Consider the following 24,838-nt stretch of genomic DNA (forward strand, 5'->3'; position numbering starts at 1 on the left):
TTTAGGCGTGGTTCAGTCGTAGCGGCGTATTGTACTGCTTTTGTCACGTTCGCGCAGGTATCGCAATTTGTCCTGTATTTTCTTTTCCAGACCGCGATCAACCGGGTGATAAAACTGTTGGTCCTTCAGGGCTTCGGGCAAGTAGCTCTCTCCTGCCGCATAGCCGCCCACCTCGTCGTGGGCATAACGGTATTCAGCGCCATAGTCCATGTCTTTCATCAGGCTGGTAGGAGCGTTTTTCAGGTGTAATGGCACCTCATGGCTATCACCTGCGCCTATTACAGCCACTGCCTGGTTGTAAGCATTGTAAACAGCGTTGGATTTAGCAGCACAGGCGAGGTAAATAATGGCCTGGGCGATTGCTAGCTCACCCTCGGGGCTTCCCAGGCGCTCCTGAACCTGCCATGCGTCCAGGGAAATGCTCAGGGCCCGCGGATCCGCATTACCGACGTCTTCGCTTGCCATGCGGACCACGCGGCGAGCGATGTACAAGGGGTCACAGCCCCCGTCCAGCATGCGACAGAACCAGTACAAAGCACCATCAGCAGAACTGCCCCGCACCGCTTTATGTAATGCGCTGATCTGGTCGTAAAAGAGGTCTCCTCCTTTGTCGAAGCGCCGCAGAGACGCTTGCAGTACCTCTTCAAGCGTTTGCTCGGTGATTTCACCGTCATCTGCCAGGTCAGCGGCCAGTTCAAGCAGGTTGATGGAACGACGAGCATCGCCGTCGGCCTGAGTGGCAATCAGTTCGAGGCAGTGCTGCGAAGCCTGGGCAGCGTCACCCAACTCGTCCATACCGCGCTTTAAAACGCCAACCAGCTCAGAGATCTCCAGTGAACGCAGTTTGTAAACCCGCGTTCGCGATAACAGCGCATTATTGAGTTCAAAGGACGGGTTCTCAGTGGTGGCTCCTACGAAAATGACCGTCCCGTCTTCGACGTATGGCAAAAAAGCATCCTGCTGAGACTTATTGAAGCGATGGACCTCGTCAACAAACAACACCGTATCCCGTCCAGACGATTTATGTTGTCTAGCCTGGGCTATCGCCGCTCTAATTTCTTTTACCCCGGACAATACTGCAGATATCTGCAGGAAGTGTGCATCGGCAGCTTCCGCCGCAATGCGCGCAAGCGTTGTCTTACCGACTCCTGGTGGACCCCAGAAAATCATGGAGTGCAGCTGCCGTCGATCGATGGACTCTCGAAGCGGTTTTCCGGGCGCGAGTAAATGGCTTTGCCCGGCGTAGCTTTCCAGATCTGCTGGTCGCAGTCGCGCGGCTAACGGCTGATAACCACTGCTCTGACCAGCGCCTTTGGTGGCGGAGAACAGGTCATTGGTCATGGTAAAAGAGGTCGGCCCCTTCCGGGTGAACAAAGCCAAAATCAGCAGGCATCAGCGCAGTATCGCTGTCGACATCCCGCAGCTGAATAAAGAGCTGTTGGTTGAGTTGATCGTTCACTTCCATGGCACTAATTTGCCCATTAGCAAACACCAGGGTCAAGGAGCGAAAGCCCGGACTACCCTTTATCGGCACTAATAAAAACCTGCCCTCTCCTGTGCGCGAGACCTCAAAGCGCTCACTTAATATAGCTCTGTCACCAGCGAGAACCTGCAGCGGAGACAGTTGATCATGACCCGCGACCGACCGTCTGGTCACGGTCTCCAAGTCTCGGTCATGATGCCAGAGGTGTTCCCCATCAGCTACGATCAGCTGATTGTCCGGACTATCAATGTCCCACAAAAAATACATTGGCTTAAGCAATTTAAAATGACCGGAAGACAGTGCCGAGGGCTGATCTTTATCTGCCGCAAACTGAGTCTGCTCAAAGCGGCCCTGTAACTGGTTAAGCGACTCAAGCTTAACAATCAGTTGTTCAGTTGCGGACTCGTTAGAACGTGCAATGCCTGCGACAAGGCATAAACCAAGGGCGGCAAGAAGCAAAACTTTTTTCATGTAGGTCGTATCAGTCTTCGGCTGGTGGCGGGGCCAGCACTTCGCGCTGGCCATTGGTACCCATTTCAGTCACGACGCCCGCCGCTTCCATGGTTTCAATCAGGCGGGCCGCCCGGTTATAACCAATGCGTAGCTTGCGCTGAACACTGGATATTGAAGCCCTGCGGCTTTGGGTCACGTAGTGGACGGCTTCATCGTAAAGCGCGTCACTCTCTTCATCTTGGTCAGATACACCGGCCTGTAGTTCCCCTGCCGTGACGGGTGTCTGTCCACCTTCGTCCAGCAAGCCATTGATATACAGCGGTTGACCACGACGTTTCCAATCGGCAACCACCCGGTGCACTTCCTCGTCTGAGCAGAAGGCTCCGTGCACACGGTTAGGGACGCCAGAACCAGGCGGCAGGTAAAGCATGTCACCGTGCCCCAGCAACTGCTCGGCGCCGCCCTGATCAAGAATTGTCCGTGAATCGACCTTGGAGGAGACCTGAAAAGCGATACGTGTAGGCACGTTGGCCTTGATCAAACCGGTGATCACATCGACAGAGGGACGCTGCGTGGCCAGGATAAGGTGGATTCCCGCTGCCCTGGCTTTTTGGGCGATACGCGCAATGAGCTCTTCCACCTTTTTGCCGACAATCATCATCATGTCTGCGAATTCGTCAATTACCACCACAATGCTGGGCAGCTTTTCGAGACAAGGCGGGGTTTGCTCCTCGTCAGTTTCGGCAAAAATCGGATCGGGGGTCCACAGCGGATCAGCGATAGGCGTGCCTGCTTTCTCGGCGTCTATTACCTTGCGGTTGTACCCACTCAGGTTGCGTACGCCCAGCGCTGCCATCAGCTTATAGCGACGTTCCATCTCCGCCACGCACCAGCGCAGTCCATTAGCAGCATCTTTCATGTCCGTAATGACAGGCGTCAGCAGATGCGGGATACCGTCGTAAACCGAAAGTTCCAGCATCTTTGGGTCTACCAGGATAAGGCGAACGTCCTCTGGGCCTGATTTATAAAGCAAGCTCAGCAGCATGGCATTCACACCAACCGACTTACCTGAACCGGTCGTTCCCGCGACAAGAAGATGCGGCATTTTCCCCAGATCTGCGCAAACGGGCTGCCCGGATATGTCATGCCCCAGAGCCAGGGTAAGCGGTGATTTAGATTGGTCAAAAGCTTTCGAGGCTAGCACTTCCCTGAAGTTAACTATCTCACGATCTTCATTGGGTATTTCTACGCCGACTACAGACTTGCCAGGAATTACTTCCACAACTCGCACTGAAATTACTGCCAGGGAGCGCGCCAGATCTTTTGCAAGGTTGGATATGCGGGAAACCTTCACCCCGGCTGCTGGCTGAATTTCAAAACGCGTAATCACCGGCCCGGGGTAAACCGCCGTTACCTCGGCGGTCACACCAAAGTCCGCCAACTTTAACTCCAACAGCTTTGATAGCGCCTCCAGCGCTTCTTTTGAATAACCCTTGCTGGGGTCTTTTATCTCGGCATCCAGCAACCCCAGATGCGGCATTTCACCCGTGGCAGGCGCATCAAACAGGGGCTGTTGCTTTTCTTTCTCTACCCGCTCTGATTTTTCGGCCTTGGGCTTGAGCGGTTTGATCTTGGGAGGCTTGCGCTTCTTTTCTTTCTCCACGTGCTGTTCGATAACCACCTTTCGCGCTTCAACTGCTTTGTCTTTCTTCCGCTTATCCTTCAAATTTTCTATTGTCTTTAACAACCACGTGCGGGATTTGTCAAAGTAGGTAATCGCCAGGGAGCCGAGACGGTCCATCAGCCGCAGCCAGCTTAAGTCGGTAAAAATGGTCATGCCGAACAAAAACACCGCCAGTAAGATCAGTCTGCTGCCGACCGCGCTAAACGCCATGATGAACGAGCCACCGATAGCCTGACCAAGAATGCCGCCAGCACCCTGGGGAAGCGGAGAGCTCCCACTGTCATTCATGGCGACCAGAGCAGTGCCCGCTATCATTACCAGCACCAGGCCAAGCGTTCTAATACCAAGCGTCAGCCAGTCAAAACCTTTTTCTTTCTTGCGTTCTATCAGGAGAATTACGGCTCGATACGCCAGCAAAACAGGGAAGAGATACGCCGCATACCCGACGAGCGAGAAAAAAACATCTGCGAGCCAGGCACCCGTAGGGCCGCCAAGGTTGGCAATTTCGCCGCCCGAGCCACTGGCAGACCAACCGGGGTCTTGCGGGGTATAGGTGATTAACGCCAGCAACATATAAAGGCATACGGCGCTCACACCGATGAAAGCGCCTTCACGCAGTCGTGGATTCATGAATGATTCAGTATTGGTTGTTTCTGGCACGGCTATTATGGTCCTTCCCCACTGTCCCCAGCTAATGGGCTGCTATTGCGTTCATAGCGTGAGCCAATTGTCGCCTTATTCTGTATTTTTTTCAAAGACTTATGGCTTCTTTTTAAAAATTTCCGAACCTTTGTCGGATCCGCACCTTTAAAGTACCATAGTCGACCCCATTTAAGGGGACAGATTACCCGTTTTCGTGGCGCCAACGCCGCTGATATTACCTAGGAAGCCCAATCGATGAGTGAAGCACGCCATATCCCCCTGATCATCCTCGGCAGCGGCCCTGCCGGCTACACCGCAGCTGTCTACGCGGCCCGCGCCAACTTGACGCCAGTCGTTATCACCGGGATGCAACAGGGTGGGCAATTGACCACCACCACTGAAGTGGAAAACTGGCCCGGTGGCCACGCAGAGCTGCAGGGACCGGAGCTGATGCAGGATATGCAAGCTCACGTTGAGCGTTTCGACACTGAAATTGTCTTTGATCATATTGATGAAGTAGATGTTAACGCTCGCCCGATGACACTTAAAGGCAGCGGTTCTTACACTTGTGATGCCATGATTATCGCGACAGGCGCATCCGCACAGTACCTGGGATTACCCTCCGAGGAAGCATTTATGGGTAAAGGCGTCAGTGCCTGCGCCACCTGCGATGGTTTTTTCTATCGCAACAAAAAAGTCGCTGTTATTGGTGGCGGCAATACCGCCGTAGAAGAAGCGCTTTACCTGGCGAATATTGCTGAACACGTTACCGTAGTGCATCGTCGTGATGCGCTTCGATCAGAAAAAGTATTGCAAGACCGCCTGTTCAAGCGCGAAAAAGAAGGCAAAGTGACTATCCTGTGGGATCACGTACTTGATGAGGTACTGGGCGACGACAGCGGCGTCACTGGTATGCGTGTTAAAAGTGTTAAAGACGACAGCACTGCCGATGTGGACCTGGCGGGTGTGTTCATTGCCATTGGACACAAACCCAATACCGATATTTTCGCCAGCCAACTGGACATGAAGGACGGCTACATTACGATCACAAGCGGCCTGGAAGGTAACGCTACCAGCACCAGCGCACCGGGTGTTTTTGCCGCCGGTGATGTGGGTGATCATGTTTATCGACAGGCTGTGACCTCTGCCGGATTCGGCTGCATGGCTGCGCTGGATGCGGAGAAATACCTGGATAACCTTTCAGTATAGGCGGGTACCAGTTGCTGGGCTCCGCCGTGGTGAAGATGACGGAGCTCAGTCAATTCTGTTTCAATAGGGATCATGCGCGCAATTCGCCAACTCCACACCGGGGATCCATTCCCACCCACCAGTGATGCGCTGGAATACCCCAATGGCTTGCTGGCCGTCGGCGGCGACCTAACGCCTGCCCGTCTGCTGGATGCGTATTGCCAGGGTATTTTTCCCTGGTATGAAGAACCTCAACCGGTGCTCTGGTGGACTCCCGACCCGCGCTCAGTGCTGTTCCCTGAGAAACTGCATATCTCCCGTTCTCTGCACAAAACATTGCGACGCGATCGCTTGCAATTAGCTGTCGACAGCAGATTTGAAAAGGTGATGCGTCATTGTGCGCAATTACGTGGTGATGGCCTGGGTACCTGGATAGGCGATGACATGCTGGCAGCCTATTGTGATCTGCATCATATTGGTCACGCCCACTCCGTGGAAGTGCTGGATGCCGATGGCCAACTGGTCGGCGGCCTTTATGGCATTGCCGTGGGTCGCGCCTTCTTCGGTGAATCCATGTTCAGCGAGGTTCAGGACGCATCCAAAGTAGCGCTAGTAGCCCTACAGAATATACTCGAACGCGGAGGCTTTAAACTCATCGACTGCCAAGTTGAAAGCGAACACCTTAATTCGCTGGGTGCTGAGAACATCAGCAGGCTGGACTTCGAGCGAATGCTTGCCCACACTATAGACATCGACCACGATCCCGGGATCTGGCGATTGCCAGCAACTTGCGGAGAATTGTTGTGACCTCTTCACTGCGGGACTTAAAGGTCTATACGACCTACCCCCACAGCTGTAGCTACCTGGAAGACCGGGAAGCCACTACCTTATTTGTCGATCCACGGCAGGAAGTCGATCAGATTCTCTATAGTAATCTCTCCGTGCTGGGTTTTCGCCGCAGTGGTAATCACCTATACCGCCCTCATTGCAGTGGCTGCGAAGCCTGCATCCCCGCGCGCATCCTCGTGGACAGCTTTGCTCCCAACCGCACCCAACGCCGCGCGGCCAGTCGCAACGGTGATCTGGAGGTCGAATTGACCGGTGATATTCGTGATGAAGCCGCCTATGACCTCTACAAACGTTATATCGAGCAACGTCACTCTGATGGAGACATGTATCCCCCGGATCGCGAACAGTATTTGTCATTTTTAGATAATGCCTGGGAGTGCACTCGCTATTTCCGTTTTTACGAGGACGGCAAGCTTATTGCCATCTCAGTTGTGGACGAACTGCTGGACGGACTTTCCGCTATTTACACTTTTTTCGAACCGACGGCTGACAAGCGTAGCCTTGGCCGCTATGCCATTCTGTGGCAGGTCGAGAAGGCACGGGAGATGGGTCTGGAGTACGTTTATCTAGGCTACTGGATCAAGGATTGTCGCAAGATGGCTTATAAATCTGAGTACCGTCCGCTGGAGCTTTACCTCAAAGGGCGCTGGAGTCCTCTGGTCTAGTCGCTTTATGTCTTCCCCGGGTGACGCTCAACTCGCTAGAATTGCCATTAATTAAACTAGAAACAGTTGAACGTTTCAGGCAAACTGCGCCCTGATTTTATATCGAGGAATGCCACTACATGGCAAAAGAAGACCAAATTGAAATGGAAGGCGAGGTCATAGACACCCTGCCCAACACTACGTTTCGCGTTGAATTGGAAAATGGGCACGTTGTAACTGCTCATATTTCCGGCAAAATGCGCAAAAACTACATTCGCATCCTGACCGGTGACAAGGTCCGCGTGGAGCTGACCCCTTACGACCTTACCAAGGGTCGTATCACTTACCGCGAGCGCTAACGCTGCAGTTTTGACTGTGGTGTTGCGGCTAGCCCAGTTGCCTGGGCTACCCGATTAGAAAAGGCTCTGCTAGCTCTCTTCCAGAGCCAACTCTTCCTCTTCCATTGCAACATCAAGCTTATTCTCGGCCTTATTGAGCCGCACCAGGGCGGTGCCTCCTGATTGTGACAGCTCGCCGAACAGCACCATTTCCGCCAGTGGCTTCTTGATGTATTCCTGAATGACTCGCTCCATGGGTCTAGCGCCCATGTTTTTGTCGTATCCCTTTTCAACCAGCCACAGCCGCGCGTCTTCATCAACGTCGATGGTAACTCGCTTTTCATCCAACTGGCCTTGTAGCTCAGTGAGGAATTTGTCCACTACCGTCAGGATAACGTCCTCGCCCAGCGGATCGAACTGTACAATGCTGTCCAAACGATTGCGGAATTCTGGAGTGAACATGCGATTAATCGCTTCCATACCATCGGTACTGTGATCCTGGCTGGTGAAGCCGATCGTGCGCCGACTGATACTTTCAGCACCGGCATTGGTTGTCATGATCACAATAACGTTACGAAAATCAGCTTTACGCCCGTTGTTATCAGTTAAGGTGCCGTGATCCATCACCTGCAAGAGCAGGTTAAACACTTCAGGGTGTGCCTTTTCAATTTCATCAAGCAATACCACCGCATGGGGGTGCTTGGTGACCGCATCGGTCAACAGCCCGCCCTGGTCAAAACCAACGTAGCCTGGAGGGGCTCCGATGAGTCGTGACACTGTGTGCCGCTCCATGTATTCAGACATATCGAAGCGGATAAGCTCCAACCCCAGTTGCATGGCAAGTTGTCGCGTCACTTCGGTTTTGCCCACTCCCGTGGGACCAGCCAGTAAAAAAGAACCGATAGGCTTGTCGCTGGGTTTCAGTCCCGCTCGCGCCAGCTTGATGGAGGTTGCAAGGCTGCTAATGGCGCGGTCTTGCCCGAACACAACCATCTGCAGGTTTTGCTCCAGCTTCTTCAACGTTTCTTTGTCGTTTGTGCTGACCGTCTTGGGAGGAATGCGTGCAATTTTGGCAATGACGGTCTCAATGTCCCCTACCCCAATGACTTTCTTGCGCTTGGAGGGTGCCACCAGCTGTTGGAACGCGCCCGCCTCGTCGATCACGTCGATGGCCTTGTCAGGCAAAAAGCGGTCGGTGATATAGCGAGCCGAAAGATCGGTGGCAACGCGCAACGCCTTGTCGGTGTACCGTAGGCCGTGATGCTCTTCAAACCGGGATTTGAGTCCCTTCAAAATCTTATAAGCATCGTCCGGGCTGGGTTCCATGACATCAATTTTCTGAAAGCGCCGACTCAGGGCCTTATCTTTGTCAAATATGCCTCGGTATTCCTGGAAGGTGGTCGAACCGACGCAACGCAATTTCCCCGAACTGAGTAATGGCTTGAGCAAATTACTGGCGTCCATAACACCACCGGAGGCTGCGCCCGCGCCAATAATAGTGTGCACCTCATCGATAAACAGAATAGCGTGATCACGATTTTTGAGTTCCGCCAAAAGCCCCTTAAAACGCTTTTCGAAGTCGCCTCTATACTTGGTTCCGGCTAGCAGAGCGCCCAGGTCCAAGGAATAAACCACTGCATCTTTTAATATCTCCGGCACATCGCCATCGACGATCTTTTTGGCCAGTCCCTCCACAATGGCGGTCTTGCCCACACCTGACTCGCCCACCAGCAGTGGATTATTTTTGCGTCTGCGAGCGAGAATCTGTGCAACTCGCTCCACTTCAGGTACCCGCCCGATCAGGGGATCGATGTGCCCCTCGGCTGCTTCCTTGTTTAGATTTGTGGCATAACTGTCAAGAGGATTGCCCTCGCCCTCTTCTTGCACATTGCCTTCTGCGTCAGTGGGTTGATCCGGTTCGCTGGATTCGCCTTCCCCTGAAACTTTGGAGATACCGTGGGTCATATAGTTCACCACGTCCAGACGAGCAATACTCTGTGTCTTGAGGAAGAATACTGCCTGGCTTTCGGACTCACTGAAAATGGCTACCAAGACGTTGGCGCCAGTCACCTCACTCTTGCCTGAGGACTGCACGTGGAAAACGGCTCTCTGCAAAACCCGCTGAAATCCCAGGGTAGGCTGAGTATCGCGATCTTCGTCCTCCTCCGGTATCAGCGGAGTGGTTGCATCAACGAACTCTACTAAGTCACCGCGCAGGCCGCCTATGTCGGCGCCACAAGCTTTTAGGACCCTGATGGCATCGTTATTATCCAGCAATGCAAGCAGCAGGTGCTCCACAGTCATGAACTCGTGGCGCTTAGCCCTGGCGCCGCGAAACGCGTCGTTCAAGGACTGTTCCAGATCGTTACTCAGCATAATTACTCCCGGGCTTTAGCCCTCTGATGCCTCTACTTCACACAATAACGGATGCTCGCTTTCTCTGGCGTACTGATTGACCTGTGCAGCTTTGGTTTCAGCGATATCACGGGTAAATATCCCGCAGACTCCCTTGCCTTGCGTATGCACTGTCAGCATTACGTGAGTGGCTTGCTCCCTGTTCATTCGGAAGAAAGACTCCAACACTTCAACGACAAACTCCATGGGAGTGTAATCGTCATTCATCAATACCACTCTGAATAAAGGCGGCTTTTTAAGCTCAGGCTTACTTTCCTGCAGCGCCAGGCCGCCATCGGCGTCCTCTTTCTCTTTAGTCATACGCACGTTACTGTCTGTATGGATGTACTGCACTGCACCACTCTTATTTCTATGCTTGTTGATTACTGTATATGGATACAATACTCGGGTTTTCAAGGGGCCGCAAACTGGACAAAGCCTCGGCTTTTGCAGACCCAAAAAGTAGAGCCCACGCTTTTTAAGGGGCCTTTATCTGCGACAAAAACGCGGGTATCACATGGATTTGTTGATGGCCTGTCCAAACTCTGAACAACTCAGTAAGCTTGCTCCTTCCATCAGGCGTTCAAAGTCGTAAGTTACACTGCCCGCCTGAATAGCCCCATTCATGCCCTTAATAATCAGGTCTGCGGCCTCGTTCCAGCCAATATGGCGCAGCATCATTTCCGCTGAAAGTATCAGCGACCCCGGATTTACTTTGTCCTGGCCAGCGTACTTGGGCGCAGTGCCGTGGGTAGCCTCAAATAAGGCAATGGTGTCCGACAGATTGGCTCCGGGAGCAATACCAATGCCTCCGACCTGAGCAGCCAGCGCATCAGACAGGTAATCGCCATTGAGGTTAAGGGTTGCCACTACACTGTAGTCCCTGGGCCGGGTCAGTATTTGTTGCAGCATGGCATCAGCAATCACGTCCTTGATAACAATGTCCTTACCGGTCGAAGGGTTCTTGATAGACACCCAGGGGCCACCGTCTAGCAATTCACCACTGAATTCTTGTTGCGCCAATTCATAGCCCCAGTCTCGAAAGGCACCTTCGGTGAACTTCATGATATTGCCCTTGTGGACCAGGGTCACCGATGGCAGATCCTGGTCGATGGCGTACTGAATGGCCTTGCGTACCAGGCGCTTGGTACCCTCTTCTGACACGGGCTTAATACCTATGCCCACATTCTGCGGGAACCGAATCTTAGTTGCGCCCATCTCGTTGATAATGAAATCAACCACCTTCTGGGCCTCTTTAGTACCTGCCTGGTATTCAATGCCAGCGTAGATATCTTCAGAGTTCTCCCTGAATATCACCATGTTACAAGCGCCCGGGTCTTTAACCGGCGACGGTACACCTTCGAACCAGCGCACTGGCCGCAAACAGGTATACAGGTCCAGTTCCTGGCGCAGCGCTACATTAAGCGATCGAAAGCCTCCACCTACTGGCGTGGTCAGGGGCCCTTTAATCGCGACTGCATAGGCTTTAATCGCTTCAAGTGTTTCTTCGGGAAACCAGTCGCCGTCGTACATTCCCGCGGCTTTTTCACCCGTAAAAATTTCCATCCAGGATATTTTTTGTCGCCTCCATAGGCTTTCTCCACGGCGGCGTTGACAACATCGATCATGACAGGGCTGATATCAACACCGATACCATCACCTTCGATGTAAGGAATGATAGGATTGTCTGGGACGTTCAGGCTGTGATCTTCATTGACGGTGATTTTGTCACCTTCACTGGGAACCTGAATATGTTTGTAGCCCATGTTTGTACTCCATTATTGCCGGGTTGATGAACGAGAAGATCGAGGAATGCCCCGATAGGGGCAGACAAAAGTATAGCACGCGGGAGGGATTCCTTCTGTTGGCTGAGTCAGCAGACAGCGTGGAGCAGCTAATACGCGATGTTTCCAGATGCCAGACCCGGGAGCCGGTTCAGCGATGGCCAAAATCATATTATTCAATAAGCCTTTTCGGGTATTGAGCCAGTTCAGCGATACCGAGGGCCGCAGGACCCTGGCGGATTTCCTCAGCGCACCTGAGTTCAGGGCAGCCGGTCGACTGGACTATGATTCGGAAGGCTTGCTGTTGCTGACCGATAATGGCCAGCTGCAACAGCAGATTGCTAACCCCCGGCACAAACAGTGGAAGACCTACCTGGTGCAGGTAGAGGGCGAACTGGACGACCTGTCGATAGCAGCGCTGTGCGCACCACTGAAGTTAAAAGATGGTCTCACCCTGCCTGCTCGGGCGCGACAAATCGAGCCACCTGCGTTATGGCCGAGACACCCACCGGTCAGGGAACGCAAATCTGTGCCTGATTCCTGGCTTGAACTGTCTATCCGCGAGGGCCGCAATCGGCAGGTGCGACGTATGACCGCCGCAGTAGGGTTCCCAACTCTCAGACTTGTGCGCCAATCCGTTGGAGATTGGGGCCTGGGCGACATTGCACCCGGCGAATACCGAATCGACGACGTCCACACCACGGCCACCACAAATATGCGTCCCACCAGACGACGCCCAAGGAGAAATTAAAATGGCGCAATGGCCTCCTCACGTCACCGTAGCCACCGTTGTTTTCAGCGAGGGAAAATACCTGATGGTAGAGGAACGCGACAAGACCACAAAACAGCTGGTATTTAATCAGCCGGCGGGGCACCTGGATCCGGGTGAAAGCTTAAGCGAAGCGGCTGTTCGTGAAACTCTGGAAGAAACTGGCTGGGACGTTGAGCTCATAGGTTTGCTTGGATTATCGCTGTACCATGCGCCAAATGACATTATTTACCACCGCACCACTTTTCTCGCACAACCTGTTCGACGGCTTGAAAACTACCGTATTGACCCCGACATCAGCGCTGTACATTGGCTGAGCTACAAGGAAATTCTCGCTAACTCTGATAGAATGCGAAGCCCGCTGGTGGTCGCTGCCATTGAGCAATACCGCAAGGGACTCAGTAGCTCCCTGGAACTCATATACGAATGAGCCTTAACGCATCGAAAAAAGTCATCGTCGGCATGTCTGGCGGTGTCGATTCCTCTGTATCTGCGCTTCTCCTGAAGGAGCAGGGCTATGCCGTGGAAGGCCTTTTCATGAAAAATTGGGAAGAGGATGATGGCACCGAATACTGCACCGCCAAAGAAGACTTTGCCGACGCGCAGGCAGTCGCTGACAAGCTGGGCATTAAGTTACACGGCGCTAACTTTGCCGCTGAATACTGGGACAATGTATTCGAGCATTTCCTTGACGAGTATCGCGCCGGGCGAACCCCCAACCCCGATATCCTCTGTAACCGGGAAATCAAGTTCAAGGCGTTTCTCGACTACGCGCTCACTCTTGGTGCCGACCTGATAGCCACTGGCCATTACACACGACTGGGTCTAGCCGCCGGCCAAGCTACTCTGTTGAAAGGCCTGGATCCGAATAAGGATCAAAGCTATTTTCTTCACGCAGTCGGTCACAGGGAATTAGCTAAAACATTATTCCCGGTGGGCGATATAGAAAAACCTGAAGTACGGTCGCTCGCTGAAGAATACGACCTGGCTACCGCAAGGAAAAAAGATTCTACCGGTATTTGCTTTATCGGTGAGCGCCGTTTCAGTGATTTCCTGCAACAGTACTTACCCGCTCAACCGGGCGACATTGTGAGCCTGGACGGCGAGCATCTGAGCCAACATCAGGGACTGATGTACCACACGATTGGACAGCGCCAGGGCCTTGGAATTGGTGGTCTGGCCAACCACACAGACGATCCCTGGTACGTGGTAGAAAAGGACCTGGATAACAACGTATTACTGGTCGCCCAGGGCAATGATCATCCTGCGTTGTTCAAATCAAGCCTGGTCACCGGTGAGGTTTTTTGGGTGGCGGGTGCGCCACCACCGCTACCTCTGCAATGTACTGCCAAAGTTCGCTACCGACAAAGCGATCAAAGTTGCACCATTACTGAACAGAAAGGTGGTTACCAGGTCGAATTCGACGCCCCGCAGCGAGCGATAACACCGGGACAGTCAGTGGTTTTCTACCTGGGCGAAACCTGCCTGGGTGGCGGCGTGATCGAGAGGACGGCTTGAATGAACAGAGACTATTCAAAACTGGAACAGCAGACCATCGCCCTGGCGGGTGTCGCCCAAGCAGCGCGATTGGTGGACCAGTTGTCGCGCACCGGCAGTTATCCTGTTGAGTTCCTGGAGTCATCGATTCATAGTCTTTTCGAGTTTGACGCTGACAACATTGGTGCTATTTACGGAGGCTTAGCCGGCGTTAAGCTCGGATTAAACAACCTTAGCGCCATACTGGCCAGCCGCCAAGCAGATGAGAATAGTGAGATCGTACGCTATGTGCTAAATATGCTTCATCTGGAGCGTAAATTTGCGGCAAGCACTGACATGATGTCTGTTGTGCACTCCCGGCTTGAGCACACCAGCTTTAAAGCTGAACATTTTTCCGGTCACGTTAACGACGTCTGTCACAGCGTTTCAGGTATCTATCAAGACACACTGAGCAAATTGCGCTTTCGCATTAAGGTCTCTGGCAGTGCTCAACATCTTCAGGACGGTGTAAACGCAGATATTATTCGCGCGCTGCTGTTAGCCGGTATACGGTCCGCCTTCCTGTGGCGACAACTGGGGGGTAGACGCTGGCGACTCTTGTTTGAACGTAAGCGTATTTTGCACACCAGTCAGCAACTGTCCCGAGACCTTCCTGTGGTGTAAAATCCGCACCCTTCGCCCATCTTCGGAGTCATTCATGGACCTCTCAGCACTCACAGCAGTTTCCCCTATCGACGGCCGCTACGGCAGTAAAACCGCCGCTCTGCGCGACACTTTCAGTGAGTACGGTTTGATAAAGCGCAGGGTATTAGTAGAGGTTCGCTGGCTACAATTCCTTGCCTCTCACGACGGCATTCCTGAGGTACCCCCGCTCTCCTCTTCTGCTAACCGCGCGCTAGAGGAAATTCTGGAAGGCTTTGCCGAAAGCGACGCAGCGAGGATAAAGGACATAGAGGCGACCACCAATCACGACGTAAAGGCAGTGGAGTATTTCATCAAGGAACGCTTGGTGGACAATGCAGAGCTCGATGCTGTTTCCGAGTTTGTTCACTTTGCCTGTACTTCTGAAGACATTAACAACCTGTCGCATGCCCTGATGTTACGTGATGGCGTAGATGCAGTGCTGCTGCCTGAAATGGAAAAGGTCGTTGAGGCGCTGACGTCCATTGCGCAAGATGCCGCTGAGGCCCCCATGCTGTCGCGCACTCATGGTCAGACGGCCAGCCCTACGACCATGGGCAAAGAAATCGCCAATGTTGTCGCTCGTCTGCGGCGTCAACTCACCCTAATACGCCAGATCCAATACCTGGGTAAAATTAATGGCGCCGTGGGTAATTATAATGCGCATTTCAGCGCCTACCCCGATGTCGACTGGCAAGCCTGTGCGGAGTCTTTCGTCAGCTCTCTGGGACTCACCTGGAATCCCTACACCACCCAAATCGAACCCCATGACTATATGGCGGAATTGTTTAATGCGCTGGCACGTTTCAATACGGTGCTCATCGATTTCGACCGGGACATCTGGGGCTATATCTCCCTGGGCTATTTCAAACAGCGGACCATAGCCGGCGAGGTGGGCTCCTCTACCATGCCCCACAAAGTAAACCCGATTGATTTTGAAAATTCCGAGGGTAATCTCGGTCTGGCGAACGCCATCTTTGGGCACCTTGCAGCCAAGCTCCCCATTAGTCGCTGGCAGCGAGATCTGACTGACTCCACCGTATTGCGAAACATGGGTGTCGGAGCCGGCTACAGCCTTATCGCGCTCCAGTCGAGCCTCAAGGGCATTAGCAAGCTGCAACTCAACGAGCAGCGCCTGGCAGAAGATCTGGATAACAGCTGGGAGGTTCTGGCAGAGCCCATTCAAACAGTGATGCGTCGCTACGGCATTGAAAAGCCCTATGAGAAGCTAAAAGAACTGACCCGCGGTCAGGACATGAGCAAATCGGTCATCCAGGATTTTGTCAGCAAACTGGATATTCCTGAGCAGGCCAAGCGGGAGCTTCTGGCATTAACACCGAGCAGCTATATAGGTAATGCCGTGTCCCAGGCCCGGGATATAGGTTAGTTGCGGTGAGCAGCGACTGGGAGTTAAACCTCGACAAAGAGCAATTCCTGGCTCAGCACTGGCAAAAAGCACCGCTGCTAATTCGAGGCGCTATCAAAAATTTTAAGCCTCCCATCAGTAGCGACGAGCTTGCAGGGCTCGCATATGAAGAAGAAGTTGAGGCACGCATCGTAGAGCACCAGGAAGATAACTGGCAGCTTTTTCATGGGCCTTTTTCCGCTACAGACTACCAACGCAAACACCCCTGGACGTTGCTCGTGCAGGCAGTAGACCAGTATATTCCCGAGGTGGCCCAGCTGCGAAAGCTGGTGGATTTTATCCCACAATGGAGAGTAGATGACGTGATGGCCAGCTATGCCAGCGATGGTGGCAGCGTGGGTCCCCACTTCGATAATTACGACGTATTTCTGTTACAGGGTGAAGGACATCGTCTGTGGAAAACAGGGCAGTTTTGTGATTCCAGCAGCCCACTTGTGGATCATGATAGTCTGCGACTGCTTAGTCAGTTTAACACCGAAGCTGAATATCTTTTGGAGCCTGGCGACATACTGTATGTGCCCCCTGGCATCGCTCACTGGGGCACGGCTCAAGGGGAATGCACCACGTTTTCTATCGGTTTTCGCGCGCCGCGAATCACTGAAATGGTGTCTCGTTTCACCGATGCCCTGATTGAACAGTTAGATCCTGACCTTTTCTATAGCGACGCCAGAATCGAAGTGGCGACGCGGCCAGGTGAAATAAGACCACGAGATCTTGACCGGGTAAGCGCACAGATACAGGCCGCGCTGGATCAAAGCGAAGGTAACCACTGGTTTGGAGAATTGGCTACCGAGCCACGCTACGAGCAGTTTCCGGATGAGGATGAACTTTCTGAAGCGCGCTCACAACTGAGCGACGGAGCCAACGGCATTGAGCTTAACAGCGCCGCTAAGCTGGCATGGCAGCATGAAGCCGGCAGAGTAGTCGTATTTGCCAATGGCGATAGCCGCAGTTTTTCTGAGTCGATCATGCCTCTACAAATAGCACTGTCTGATGCTTGGAAACTAAATAAGGCAGAACTGGCCGCTGCCTGCGCTGATCCCGAGTCCAGTGGTTGGCTGGACTACCTTCTCGAGTCGGGCTGTGTGTTTATACTGTAAAAAACGACAGCCCTGCGCAAGCTGCCGCTCTCAAAGCAGTGGGATGGACTCTTAGCTATTTATTTCCGCCAGAATCGCATTCAAGGTAGCACTGGGACGCATGATTCGTTTAACCGCGGCACGGTCAGCGTGATAATAGCCGTACCCTTCTTCTTCCACGGGCTTACCCTGCGCGCGCTCCAGTTCTGCCACAACATCCTTCTCTGCGTTGGCCATGGCTTTGGCCAGGGGTGCGAAGCGTTCAGCAAGCTCAGTATCTTCTGACTGCGCTGCCAGTGCCTTGGCCCAATACATACCCAGATAAAAATGACTACCACGGTTATCCAGTTCGCCCACTTTACGAGAGGGTGACTTGTTATTGGCAAGCAGTTTGCCGGTAGCCTCATCCAGGGTCTTTGCCAGTAGCGTTGCCTGGGCATTGCCCTGCTTTATCCCCATATCTTCAAGCGAAACTGCCAGAGCCAGGAATTCACCGAGAGAATCCCAGCGCAAATGGTTTTCTTCCTGGAGCTGCTGAACGTGCTTGGGAGCTGAACCACCGGCGCCCGTTTCGTACATGCCTCCGCCCTTCAACATGGGCACAATAGAAAGCATTTTAGCTGACGTGCCCAGCTCCATTATCGGGAACAGGTCGGTCAGGTAGTCACGCAGTACGTTGCCGGTAGCTGAAATAGTGTCACTGCCCCGGATCATTCGTTCCATACTGCGGCGAATCGCCTCTACATAAGTCATGATACGAATATCCAGCCCCTCGGTATCATGCTCCTTGAGATACACTTCAACTTTTTTGATCAACTGAATGTCGTGAGCCCGGTTACGGTCCAGCCAGAAGATTACCGGAGTATCGGACGCGCGAGAGCGGTTCACGGCCAATTTTACCCAGTCCCGAATGGCTTCATCCTTGGTTTGGCAGGCGCGCCAGATGTCACCAGGCTCTACGGTGTGCTCCATCAATGTGTTGCCTGTGCTATCGACCACGCGCATTGTGCCCGGTGCGTCAACCTCAAAGGTTTTATCGTGTGAGCCGTATTCTTCTGCTTTTTTGGCCATCAAGCCTACATTGGGTACCGAGCCGCATTGTGTGGGGTCGAATGCCCCATTGGTTTTGCAAAAGTTAATCATTTCCTGGTAAATCGTTGAGTAGGTGCTCTCCGGCATTACCGCCTTACAGTCCTTGGCTTTACCATCCGGGCCCCACATTTTGCCACCGTTGCGAATCATCGCAGGCATAGATGCGTCAACAATCACGTCGCTTGGTACATGCAGATTGGTGATCCCTTTGACAGAGTCCACCATTGCAAGCTCAGGCCTTCCTTCGTAACAAGCGTGCACATCCTCAAGTATCTCTTCACGCTTTGAGCGCGGCAGCGATTCGATCTTTTCATAAACGCTACTCAGCCCGTTGTTTGGGTTTACGCCCAGTTCATCAAACAAAGTCTCGTACTTTTCAAACAGGTCCTTGTAAAAAACAGTCACTGCATGGCCAAACACGATCGGGTGAGACACCTTCATCATGGTCGCCTTCACGTGCAGCGACCACATCACGCCTGAGTGTTTGGCGTCATCCATGGTTTGCTCAAGGAACTCACGCAGTGCCGCTGCGCTCATGCGCATGCTATCCAAAACCTCGCCGGCCTGCATGGACAGTGCTTTCTTCACGGTGACCTCACCGTTGGCATCAATAAATTCGATACGAATATCTTCAGCATCGGCAAAGGTCACCGATCGTTCCGCCGAATAAAAATCACCGTCGCGCATGTAATCAGCATGGCTGCGTGACGCCATGCTCCACTTACCCATTGAGTGGGGGTACTTGCGCACAAATTCCTTTACCGCTTTTGGCGCACGGCGATCAGAATTACCTTCACGCAAGACTGGGTTCACCGCGCTTCCAAGGCTTTTACCGTAGCGCTGAAGCACGTCCTTATCTGCATCGCTCTGCGGATTCTCAGGGTAGTCGGGTACTGCGTAGCCCTGCCCCTGCAATTCGGCGATACAGTCTTTGAGCTGCGGTATAGAGGCACTGATGTTCGGGAGCTTGATGATATTGGCAGCAGGATCCTGAGTCAGATCGCCCAAAAATGCCAGACCATCTTCGACTCGCTGATCTTCTTCAAGGTAATCGGGAAAGCTCGATAAAACCCGTCCTGCTAGAGAAATATCTGTAATCTTCACATCGATATTTGCCGCTGAGGTAAAAGTACGCACGATTGGCAACAATGAACAAGTGGCTAGTGACGGAGCTTCGTCAGTAAGGGTGTAGTAAATAGTATTGCTGTTAGATGGCATAGCTTCCTCTGACGTTCAAATAGGTGGTAATGGCGCTGGTGTACGTACCATTTCTGGATCGCGAACTATACCTCATGTTGTACCCTCCCCGATACCCTGCCGGCGTCTAAACGACTGATAATCAATGGTTTTCTGATGCTCTCCTCGGCCAATTTGGAGGCGGCACCGGGATCCGCTATGGTGTAGGCTAAACTGTCGAAGCAGCAATCTATCTTGCGGGTAAACACCACTATGGCGGATAAGGAATATCCACAGGCAATAGCATATCCTCACCCTTTCGATGCAGTGGCGGTAGAACTGTGCGCGAGCGCGTCTCGCTACGTCAGCATCCTGAGCCCGCACCTCGATCACGCAGTATTCGACCAGGATGAACTCACCAGCGCGCTCTCCGCTCTGGCCAGGGGCTCTCGACAATCTGAAGTTCGTATTTTAGTAGCCGATTCCCGTGGCCTGATTGGTCGTGGTCATCGCTTGCTGGCGCTCGCTCGCCGCATTCCCAGTCTCATTGAAATCAGAAAGCTTGAAGGTCACCCAGACTGGAACGGCCAGACGGTGGTCATCCGTGATCGGGACGGCGTTCTCTACAAGCCCGGCGGTGCGGATCACGATGGCTTTTATGAAGCGGATTCGCGAGCTGCGACAGAAAAACACCTGGATTTGTTTGATGAGCTATGGCGCTATAGCACACAGGATCCGGAATTACGCAGCCTTAGTGTCTAGGTGCTTGCCACTGCATATCGACCATAGTGCAATAATCCCTGGCCTTGCGCGATCATCAAGGAGCGCTGAGCGCCAAACATCGAATCAGTCAGCACTAGTGACATAGGCCAGTATTTCAATCACCTGATCAACACTCTGGGCCCAGGCCATGGCGGCGCCATCGACTTCTTTTAATGGATGAATAATGCTCTCGTCATGCAGGGTAATATAGGGCTTGCCCAGTGCCGCACACATTCCGGCATCAAAGGCGGCATTCCATTGTTTGTACTTATCACCGAAGCGCACAACCGCGATATCACAGCTATGCACAAGGTGCTTTGTTCGTATTGAGTTTACTTTTGCAGATTTATGATCACGCCAGAAACTGTTGGACTCTGCACCCAGACCATCGCCGGCGGCATCGCTGGCTTCATGATCCGTCACTGCCGAGCAAAATGACACGGGTAAGTCTCGCATCTCACAGCCCTTTTTTATCTGATCGCGCCAATCAGTGTGGATTTCTCCAGAGAGATAGATCTTCCAGTTCATTACTTGAATGCTCCTTTTTGATGAAAGCCCAGAACAATTGCACGCTACGGATCGAGTTCATTCCCCAGCATCACTCCAACCTCAACACCCTCGTAAGCAATATTCCATACCTTGAGTCGACGACAGGGCTCCTCCGTCTGCTTCAGCAATTCCCCGTCTGTAATGGAGAACTGGTACTGGTGCAGCGGACATTGAATAACGCCATTATCGATGATTGCTGCCTCGAGGGAGTGTCCTCGATGGGGGCAATTAGCCTCAAATAAATAAAGCTGCCCCAATCGCTGTATTAATAACAGTTGCAGGTGATCGATCTTGAATTGTTGAGTGTAACCGTCGTGAAGATTGATCAGCTTTTCAAGAGCATAAAAACGCATGGTATGCCCCTGTCGGCAAGTGGAGGTCGGTGAAGATTAGCCTGTTTCATGAATACGGGCCAACCGCGTTATTCTGCCAGCACCGGGTAGGCTCATATCGCCGAGAGTGTTGTCGCGAAAATAAGGTCGCGCTGCAGGTCTTCACCGAGGTAAAACGCATGCTCACCGACCTCGCTGAATCCGTATTTTCGATAAAAACGAATGGCTTTGGCGTTGTGCTCCCAAACGCCCAACCACACGACGTCCCGGCCCTTATTGGCGAGGAAATCCAGCACTTTCGACATAATCTGTTGTGCTACACCACGTCCATGCCAAGTCTCAAGCACATACATACGATTGAGTTCGGCTGGAGCCTTGCCCCGCACGCAGGCCTTGGGCGAACACACGTGTAATTGAGCGTAACCTGCCAGCTGCTCACCAGACTCCGCTAACAAGACAACTGTGTTGGCATCCAATATTTCTGCTTTTTGTTTATCAGAACCAAAGCTGGCTTCACAATGCTGGTTTATATCCGCATCGCTATTGTCTTGTGTAAATGCTTGGCGAAATGCTTGTTCTGCAAGGACCGCAAGAGGAGCAGCATCGGATTCCGTCGCTCGCCTTATGCTGACAGCCATAGTTAAACCTTTGCCCCCCGAGATTACTTCGCTGTGCCCGGGTGTCAGCACTTAAAGCTTGTCTATGATTTGCCGAGCAGCAGCAAATGCGGTAATTTTTTGTGCCTCTACGTTTTGCTCAAGGCCAGGCAGCATTCGCTTGATCTCTGCATTACGAGTGAGCTTCATCGTGAGCATTTCGTTGACTAACTGATGCATCCAGTCGCGGTTCTGCTCGGCGCGCTTGGCCTGAAAAGCCGATTCCTCCAGCGCCATGAAATAGTAATCCACCACCATGCCCCAGACAGTATCGATGTTAATGCCCTTTAGCGCAGAACAGGTCATTACTCGGGGGGTCCAGAAGCTGGTGTGGCGCAACAAATTCATGGCACTGGTGTACTGCTGGCGAGTAAGATTAGCCAGTTTTTCACTGTCGCCATCTGCCTTATTGATCACCAGTGCGTCAGCAAGTTCCATAATGCCCTTTTTAATGCCCTGTAGTTCGTCACCGCCACCGGGAAGCATCAACACCATAAAAAAGTCCACCATTCCTGCGACCTGATATTCGCTTTGGCCGACGCCAACGGTCTCGACCAGGATGACGTCGTACCCCGCAGCCTCACACAGCAGCATAGTCTCGCGAGTTTTCTGTGCCACGCCTCCCAGTGTTCCCTCGGAAGGACTTGGCCGAATATAGGCCTCCTCCCGTCGTGATAGTTCTTCCATGCGGGTTTTGTCGCCAAGAATTGAGCCGCCGGCGATCGGAGAACTGGGGTCTACCGCGAGAACCGCCACGCGCTTACCCTGCGCGATCAAATAGAGGCCAAAGGCTTCAATGAAAGTAGATTTCCCAACGCCGGGAACGCCTGTAATCCCTATTCGTATGCTGTTGCCACTGTGCGGCAGAATTTGTTCGAGTATGTCCTGAGCCTGGTCTCGATGTGTTGCGAGTTTGCTCTCGACCAGGGTGATAGCCTTGGCCAGTGAACGTCGGTTACCCGACAAAAGCTGATTCAGATCGAAAGCCTGCAACTCAAACCACCATCGTTGTCGTAGAGACAGAACTGCCGAGGCAGTGCCAGCTATAGGCATACTGCCAGTGCGTTACTATCAATGATTTAGCTAAGCAGAGCACTATTTACTGCATCCAATACATCACGAGCACAAACGGGAATTGGGGTTCCCGGTCCGAAAATACATTTTACGCCAGCCGCGTAAAGGTGCTCGTAGTCCTGTCTGGGTATCACTCCGCCGGCGATCACAACAATTTCGTCGGCCCCCTGTTTGCGAAGTTCTGTCACCAATTCGGGAACCAGAGTTTTGTGACCCGCTGCCAATGATGAAGCGCCGACGACGTGCACGTCGTTTTCAATGGCTTGGCGAGCTACCTCCTCCGGGGTGGAGAACATAGGCGACAGGTCGATATCAAAGCCCACGTCGGCGAAAGCGGTGGCGATGACCTTGGCCCCACGATCGTGTCCATCCTGACCCATTTTACACACCAGCATTCTGGGCCTGCGACCATGTTGCTCCACAAAGCCGTCAATATCCTTGCTGATGCCCTGCCAGTTCTCATCTTCCTGGAAGGCACTACCATAAACGCCAGAGACCGTTTGGGCCTGAGCATTAAAGCGACCAAATTCCCGTTCCATAGCGAAAGATATCTCCCCAACGGTGGCGCGGCGTCGAGTAGCCTCTACAGCCAGTTCCAACAGGTTACCCTGGCCGCTGACCGCGCACTGATAGATGTCTTCCAGTATAGCCTCAACTGCGCTCTCATCACGCGACTGCCTAATCGCCCCCAGTCGGGCCAACTGTGATTCGCGCACCGCCTCGTTGTCTATTTGCAGCACATCCACATCGTCTTCTTTCTCCAGGGTGTATTTGTTCACACCCACAATCACGTCCTCGCCCTTGTCTATACGGGCCTGTTTTTTGGCAGCGGCTTCCTCGATGCGGAGTTTCGGCATTCCGGTTTCAATGGCCTTGGCCATACCGCCGGCTTCCTCAATCTCTTCGATCAACTCCCAGGCTTTGTCTGCGATATCCTGCGTCAAACTCTCCATCATGTATGAACCCCCCCAGGGGTCAACCACATTGGTGATTCCTGACTCCTCCTGAATGATCAACTGGGTATTACGGGCAATACGAGCGGAAAATTCAGTAGGCAGCGCGATAGCCTCATCCAGCGCGTTGGTGTGCAACGACTGAGTACCACCAAACACTGCGGCCATTGCCTCGATAGTGGTGCGCACCACATTGTTGTAAGGATCCTGCTCCGTAAGTGACCAACCGGAAGTCTGGCTGTGGGTTCTCAGCATGGAACTCTTGGGGTTCTCTGGATTGAACCCTCCAACAATGCGGGCCCACAGCAGTCGGGCGGCTCGCATCTTGGCAATTTCCATATAAAAGTTCATACCGATGCCCCAGAAAAAGGACAGGCGTGGCGCAAAGTCATCAATACCGAGGCCAGCTGACAGCGCAGTTCGAATATACTCTTTGCCGTCTGCCAGGGTATACGCTAGCTCCAGCGCCGCGTTGGCTCCCGCTTCCTGTATGTGATAACCGGAAATGGAAATGGTGTTGAAGCGAGGCATATTGCCCGAACAGTAAGCAATGATATCGCCTATGATTTTCATGCTGGGTGCAGGTGGGTAAATATAAGTGTTACGCACCATGAATTCCTTGAGAATGTCATTCTGGATCGTGCCCGCGAGTTGATCCTGGCTGACGCCCTGCTCTTCTGCGGCAACAATATACCCCGCCAGCACCGGCAGTACGGCGCCATTCATTGTCATCGAGACGGAAACCTTTTCCAGTGGAATCTCATCGAAGAGAATTTTCATGTCCTCAACCGAGTCGATGGCCACCCCGGCCTTGCCCACATCACCAGACACACGCGGGTGATCAGAGTCATAACCGCGGTGTGTTGCGAGATCGAAGGCTACTGAAACACCCTGCCCACCAGCGGCCAGCGCTTTACGATAAAACGCATTGGACGCTTCCGCCGTCGAAAATCCCGCATATTGGCGAATTGTCCAGGGTCGGCCTGCATACATGGTAGCCTGTGGCCCGCGAATATAGGGAGACATGCCAGGCATGGTATCGGTGAATTCAAGATCTTCGGTATCTGCAGCGGTATACAGAGGCTTTACGTCAATATCCTCAGGAGTTTCCCAGGTCAGCGACTCCAGGGGCTTGCCGCGCATTTGCTTGGTAGCCAGCTCTGTCCAGGCTTCTGGAGTAGCGCTCTTCTTGTCGTAAATCTTGTCACTCATTTTTGTGTCCTCTCGCCACCGTGCTTACTCCACTGCTGTGAAACCGGTGATCTATGTGTATTCGCTGCTCTGAGATACAGGTGCCGGGCTTGCCCAGACGTGCCTAATACTCTTGTCCCCT

22 protein-coding genes and 1 pseudogene are annotated in these 24,838 nt (G+C 52.9%); 11 read left to right on the forward strand and 12 right to left on the reverse strand.

Annotated features, from left to right (window positions below; all coding sequences use genetic code 11):
- Window positions 1-12: 12 nt before the first annotated feature.
- From EYC87_RS06505 to EYC87_RS06515, 3 genes are read right to left on the reverse strand one after another with little or no spacing between them, the layout of a single operon-like run.
- Window positions 13-1,341, reverse strand: a complete 1,329-nt coding sequence (locus EYC87_RS06505) for a replication-associated recombination protein A (protein ID WP_279252177.1) — start codon at window positions 1,339-1,341, stop codon at window positions 13-15.
- Entirely contained in the window at window positions 1,331-1,954 is a 624-nt protein-coding gene (gene lolA, locus EYC87_RS06510) for an outer membrane lipoprotein periplasmic chaperone LolA (RefSeq protein WP_279252178.1), read from the reverse strand. Before lolA ends, EYC87_RS06505 begins: the two co-directional genes overlap by 11 nt.
- 10 nt (window positions 1,955-1,964) lie before the next feature.
- On the reverse strand, window positions 1,965-4,250 hold the full coding sequence (locus EYC87_RS06515) for a DNA translocase FtsK (protein WP_279252474.1): 2,286 nt from the start codon (window positions 4,248-4,250) through the stop codon (window positions 1,965-1,967).
- A gap of 267 nt (window positions 4,251-4,517) precedes the next feature.
- Here EYC87_RS06515 and trxB point away from each other — a divergent pair, with 267 nt between their 5' ends.
- The 4 genes from trxB to infA all read left to right on the forward strand — a co-directional run bounded on the left by trxB (window position 4,518) and on the right by infA (window position 7,302).
- A complete protein-coding gene (trxB, locus tag EYC87_RS06520) occupies window positions 4,518-5,471 on the forward strand; it encodes a thioredoxin-disulfide reductase (protein WP_007227677.1) in 954 nt (317 codons plus the stop codon).
- A gap of 72 nt (window positions 5,472-5,543) precedes the next feature.
- Window positions 5,544-6,257 (forward strand): leucyl/phenylalanyl-tRNA--protein transferase, encoded by a 714-nt coding sequence (gene aat / locus EYC87_RS06525; RefSeq protein ID WP_279252179.1) that lies wholly within the window; start codon window positions 5,544-5,546, stop codon window positions 6,255-6,257.
- A complete protein-coding gene (locus tag EYC87_RS06530) occupies window positions 6,254-6,964 on the forward strand; it encodes an arginyltransferase (RefSeq protein WP_279252180.1) in 711 nt (236 codons plus the stop codon). The genes aat and EYC87_RS06530 overlap by 4 nt, the downstream gene beginning before the upstream one ends.
- Before the next feature lie 119 nt (window positions 6,965-7,083).
- Window positions 7,084-7,302, forward strand: a complete 219-nt coding sequence (gene infA, locus EYC87_RS06535; protein ID WP_007227938.1) for a translation initiation factor IF-1 — start codon at window positions 7,084-7,086, stop codon at window positions 7,300-7,302.
- Window positions 7,303-7,371: 69 nt separating this feature from the next.
- Here the strand turns inward: infA and clpA are convergent, their stop codons facing one another.
- The 3 genes and pseudogenes from clpA to icd all read right to left on the reverse strand — a co-directional run bounded on the left by clpA (window position 7,372) and on the right by icd (window position 11,441).
- Complete coding sequence (gene clpA / locus EYC87_RS06540; protein ID WP_279252181.1) at window positions 7,372-9,657, reverse strand: ATP-dependent Clp protease ATP-binding subunit ClpA; 2,286 nt, start codon at window positions 9,655-9,657, stop codon at window positions 7,372-7,374.
- Between the two features lie 15 nt (window positions 9,658-9,672).
- Window positions 9,673-9,996, reverse strand: a complete 324-nt coding sequence (clpS, locus tag EYC87_RS06545) for an ATP-dependent Clp protease adapter ClpS (protein WP_279252475.1) — start codon at window positions 9,994-9,996, stop codon at window positions 9,673-9,675.
- A 192-nt stretch (window positions 9,997-10,188) separates the two neighbouring features.
- Window positions 10,189-11,441 (reverse strand): annotated as a pseudogene (icd, locus tag EYC87_RS06550) (NADP-dependent isocitrate dehydrogenase).
- Window positions 11,442-11,616: 175 nt separating this feature from the next.
- Between icd and EYC87_RS06555 the strand changes: the two are divergent.
- The 6 genes from EYC87_RS06555 to EYC87_RS06580 are packed head-to-tail and all read left to right on the forward strand — an operon-like array spanning window position 11,617 to window position 16,932.
- Window positions 11,617-12,210: a pseudouridine synthase gene (locus tag EYC87_RS06555; RefSeq protein ID WP_279252182.1), complete on the forward strand. Its 594-nt coding sequence runs from the start codon at window positions 11,617-11,619 to the stop codon at window positions 12,208-12,210.
- 1 nt (window position 12,211) lies between these two features.
- Window positions 12,212-12,658 (forward strand): NUDIX hydrolase, encoded by a 447-nt coding sequence (locus tag EYC87_RS06560; RefSeq protein ID WP_279252183.1) that lies wholly within the window; start codon window positions 12,212-12,214, stop codon window positions 12,656-12,658.
- On the forward strand, window positions 12,655-13,746 hold the full coding sequence (mnmA, locus tag EYC87_RS06565) for a tRNA 2-thiouridine(34) synthase MnmA (protein WP_279252184.1): 1,092 nt from the start codon (window positions 12,655-12,657) through the stop codon (window positions 13,744-13,746). Before EYC87_RS06560 ends, mnmA begins: the two co-directional genes overlap by 4 nt.
- A complete protein-coding gene (gene hflD, locus EYC87_RS06570; protein WP_040540188.1) occupies window positions 13,747-14,388 on the forward strand; it encodes a high frequency lysogenization protein HflD in 642 nt (213 codons plus the stop codon).
- Between the two features lie 34 nt (window positions 14,389-14,422).
- Window positions 14,423-15,793 carry an adenylosuccinate lyase gene (gene purB / locus EYC87_RS06575; RefSeq protein ID WP_279252185.1) on the forward strand — a complete coding sequence of 457 codons (1,371 nt, stop codon included), beginning with the start codon at window positions 14,423-14,425 and terminating at the stop codon, window positions 15,791-15,793.
- A gap of 5 nt (window positions 15,794-15,798) precedes the next feature.
- Complete coding sequence (locus EYC87_RS06580) at window positions 15,799-16,932, forward strand: JmjC domain-containing protein (RefSeq protein WP_279252186.1); 1,134 nt, start codon at window positions 15,799-15,801, stop codon at window positions 16,930-16,932.
- A gap of 51 nt (window positions 16,933-16,983) precedes the next feature.
- On the opposite strand, the gene EYC87_RS06585 is transcribed toward EYC87_RS06580, so the two are convergent.
- Complete coding sequence (locus EYC87_RS06585; RefSeq protein ID WP_279252187.1) at window positions 16,984-19,221, reverse strand: NADP-dependent isocitrate dehydrogenase; 2,238 nt, start codon at window positions 19,219-19,221, stop codon at window positions 16,984-16,986.
- A gap of 231 nt (window positions 19,222-19,452) precedes the next feature.
- Between EYC87_RS06585 and EYC87_RS06590 the strand changes: the two genes are divergently transcribed.
- Window positions 19,453-19,941, forward strand: coding sequence for a DUF7931 domain-containing protein (locus tag EYC87_RS06590; RefSeq protein ID WP_279252188.1), 489 nt, complete (start codon window positions 19,453-19,455; stop codon window positions 19,939-19,941).
- Between the two features lie 84 nt (window positions 19,942-20,025).
- On the opposite strand, the gene EYC87_RS06595 is transcribed toward EYC87_RS06590, so the two are convergent.
- From EYC87_RS06595 to scpA, 5 genes are all read right to left on the reverse strand, one after another.
- Window positions 20,026-20,469 carry a YtoQ family protein gene (locus EYC87_RS06595; RefSeq protein ID WP_279252189.1) on the reverse strand — a complete coding sequence of 148 codons (444 nt, stop codon included), beginning with the start codon at window positions 20,467-20,469 and terminating at the stop codon, window positions 20,026-20,028.
- Window positions 20,470-20,513: 44 nt separating this feature from the next.
- The gene (locus EYC87_RS06600; RefSeq protein ID WP_279252190.1) at window positions 20,514-20,843 is read right to left on the reverse strand and encodes a Rieske (2Fe-2S) protein; all 330 of its coding nucleotides are present in this window, start codon (window positions 20,841-20,843) and stop codon (window positions 20,514-20,516) included.
- Window positions 20,844-20,935: 92 nt separating this feature from the next.
- Window positions 20,936-21,460 carry a GNAT family N-acetyltransferase gene (locus EYC87_RS06605; protein WP_279252191.1) on the reverse strand — a complete coding sequence of 175 codons (525 nt, stop codon included), beginning with the start codon at window positions 21,458-21,460 and terminating at the stop codon, window positions 20,936-20,938.
- 51 nt (window positions 21,461-21,511) lie between these two features.
- Window positions 21,512-22,531 (reverse strand): methylmalonyl Co-A mutase-associated GTPase MeaB, encoded by a 1,020-nt coding sequence (gene meaB, locus EYC87_RS06610; RefSeq protein ID WP_279252192.1) that lies wholly within the window; start codon window positions 22,529-22,531, stop codon window positions 21,512-21,514.
- A 26-nt stretch (window positions 22,532-22,557) separates the two neighbouring features.
- Window positions 22,558-24,717 carry a methylmalonyl-CoA mutase gene (gene scpA, locus EYC87_RS06615; RefSeq protein WP_279252193.1) on the reverse strand — a complete coding sequence of 720 codons (2,160 nt, stop codon included), beginning with the start codon at window positions 24,715-24,717 and terminating at the stop codon, window positions 22,558-22,560.
- Window positions 24,718-24,838 lie beyond the last annotated feature (121 nt).

The sequence above is a fragment of the Candidatus Seongchinamella marina genome (assembly GCF_026262685.1).
GTDB lineage: Bacteria > Pseudomonadota > Gammaproteobacteria > Pseudomonadales > Halieaceae > Halioglobus > Halioglobus marinus.

Excerpts from the sequence above, each read along its gene's own strand:
- EYC87_RS06505 (WP_279252177.1), bottom strand. The coding sequence starts at position 1,341 with ATGACCAATGACCTGTTCTCCGCCACCAAAGGCGCTGGTCAGAGCAGT.
- lolA (WP_279252178.1), bottom strand. The coding sequence starts at position 1,954 with ATGAAAAAAGTTTTGCTTCTTGCCGCCCTTGGTTTATGCCTTGTCGCA.
- EYC87_RS06515 (WP_279252474.1), bottom strand. The coding sequence starts at position 4,250 with ATGAATCCACGACTGCGTGAAGGCGCTTTCATCGGTGTGAGCGCCGTA.
- trxB (WP_007227677.1), top strand. The coding sequence starts at position 4,518 with ATGAGTGAAGCACGCCATATCCCCCTGATCATCCTCGGCAGCGGCCCT.
- aat (WP_279252179.1), top strand. The coding sequence starts at position 5,544 with ATGCGCGCAATTCGCCAACTCCACACCGGGGATCCATTCCCACCCACC.
- infA (WP_007227938.1), top strand. The coding sequence starts at position 7,084 with ATGGCAAAAGAAGACCAAATTGAAATGGAAGGCGAGGTCATAGACACC.
- clpA (WP_279252181.1), bottom strand. The coding sequence starts at position 9,657 with ATGCTGAGTAACGATCTGGAACAGTCCTTGAACGACGCGTTTCGCGGC.
- clpS (WP_279252475.1), bottom strand. The coding sequence starts at position 9,996 with ATGACTAAAGAGAAAGAGGACGCCGATGGCGGCCTGGCGCTGCAGGAA.
- EYC87_RS06555 (WP_279252182.1), top strand. The coding sequence starts at position 11,617 with ATGGCCAAAATCATATTATTCAATAAGCCTTTTCGGGTATTGAGCCAG.
- EYC87_RS06560 (WP_279252183.1), top strand. The coding sequence starts at position 12,212 with ATGGCGCAATGGCCTCCTCACGTCACCGTAGCCACCGTTGTTTTCAGC.
- mnmA (WP_279252184.1), top strand. The coding sequence starts at position 12,655 with ATGAGCCTTAACGCATCGAAAAAAGTCATCGTCGGCATGTCTGGCGGT.
- hflD (WP_040540188.1), top strand. The coding sequence starts at position 13,747 with ATGAACAGAGACTATTCAAAACTGGAACAGCAGACCATCGCCCTGGCG.
- purB (WP_279252185.1), top strand. The coding sequence starts at position 14,423 with ATGGACCTCTCAGCACTCACAGCAGTTTCCCCTATCGACGGCCGCTAC.
- EYC87_RS06585 (WP_279252187.1), bottom strand. The coding sequence starts at position 19,221 with ATGCCATCTAACAGCAATACTATTTACTACACCCTTACTGACGAAGCT.
- EYC87_RS06590 (WP_279252188.1), top strand. The coding sequence starts at position 19,453 with ATGGCGGATAAGGAATATCCACAGGCAATAGCATATCCTCACCCTTTC.
- EYC87_RS06595 (WP_279252189.1), bottom strand. The coding sequence starts at position 20,469 with ATGAACTGGAAGATCTATCTCTCTGGAGAAATCCACACTGATTGGCGC.
- EYC87_RS06600 (WP_279252190.1), bottom strand. The coding sequence starts at position 20,843 with ATGCGTTTTTATGCTCTTGAAAAGCTGATCAATCTTCACGACGGTTAC.
- EYC87_RS06605 (WP_279252191.1), bottom strand. The coding sequence starts at position 21,460 with ATGGCTGTCAGCATAAGGCGAGCGACGGAATCCGATGCTGCTCCTCTT.
- meaB (WP_279252192.1), bottom strand. The coding sequence starts at position 22,531 with ATGCCTATAGCTGGCACTGCCTCGGCAGTTCTGTCTCTACGACAACGA.
- scpA (WP_279252193.1), bottom strand. The coding sequence starts at position 24,717 with ATGAGTGACAAGATTTACGACAAGAAGAGCGCTACTCCAGAAGCCTGG.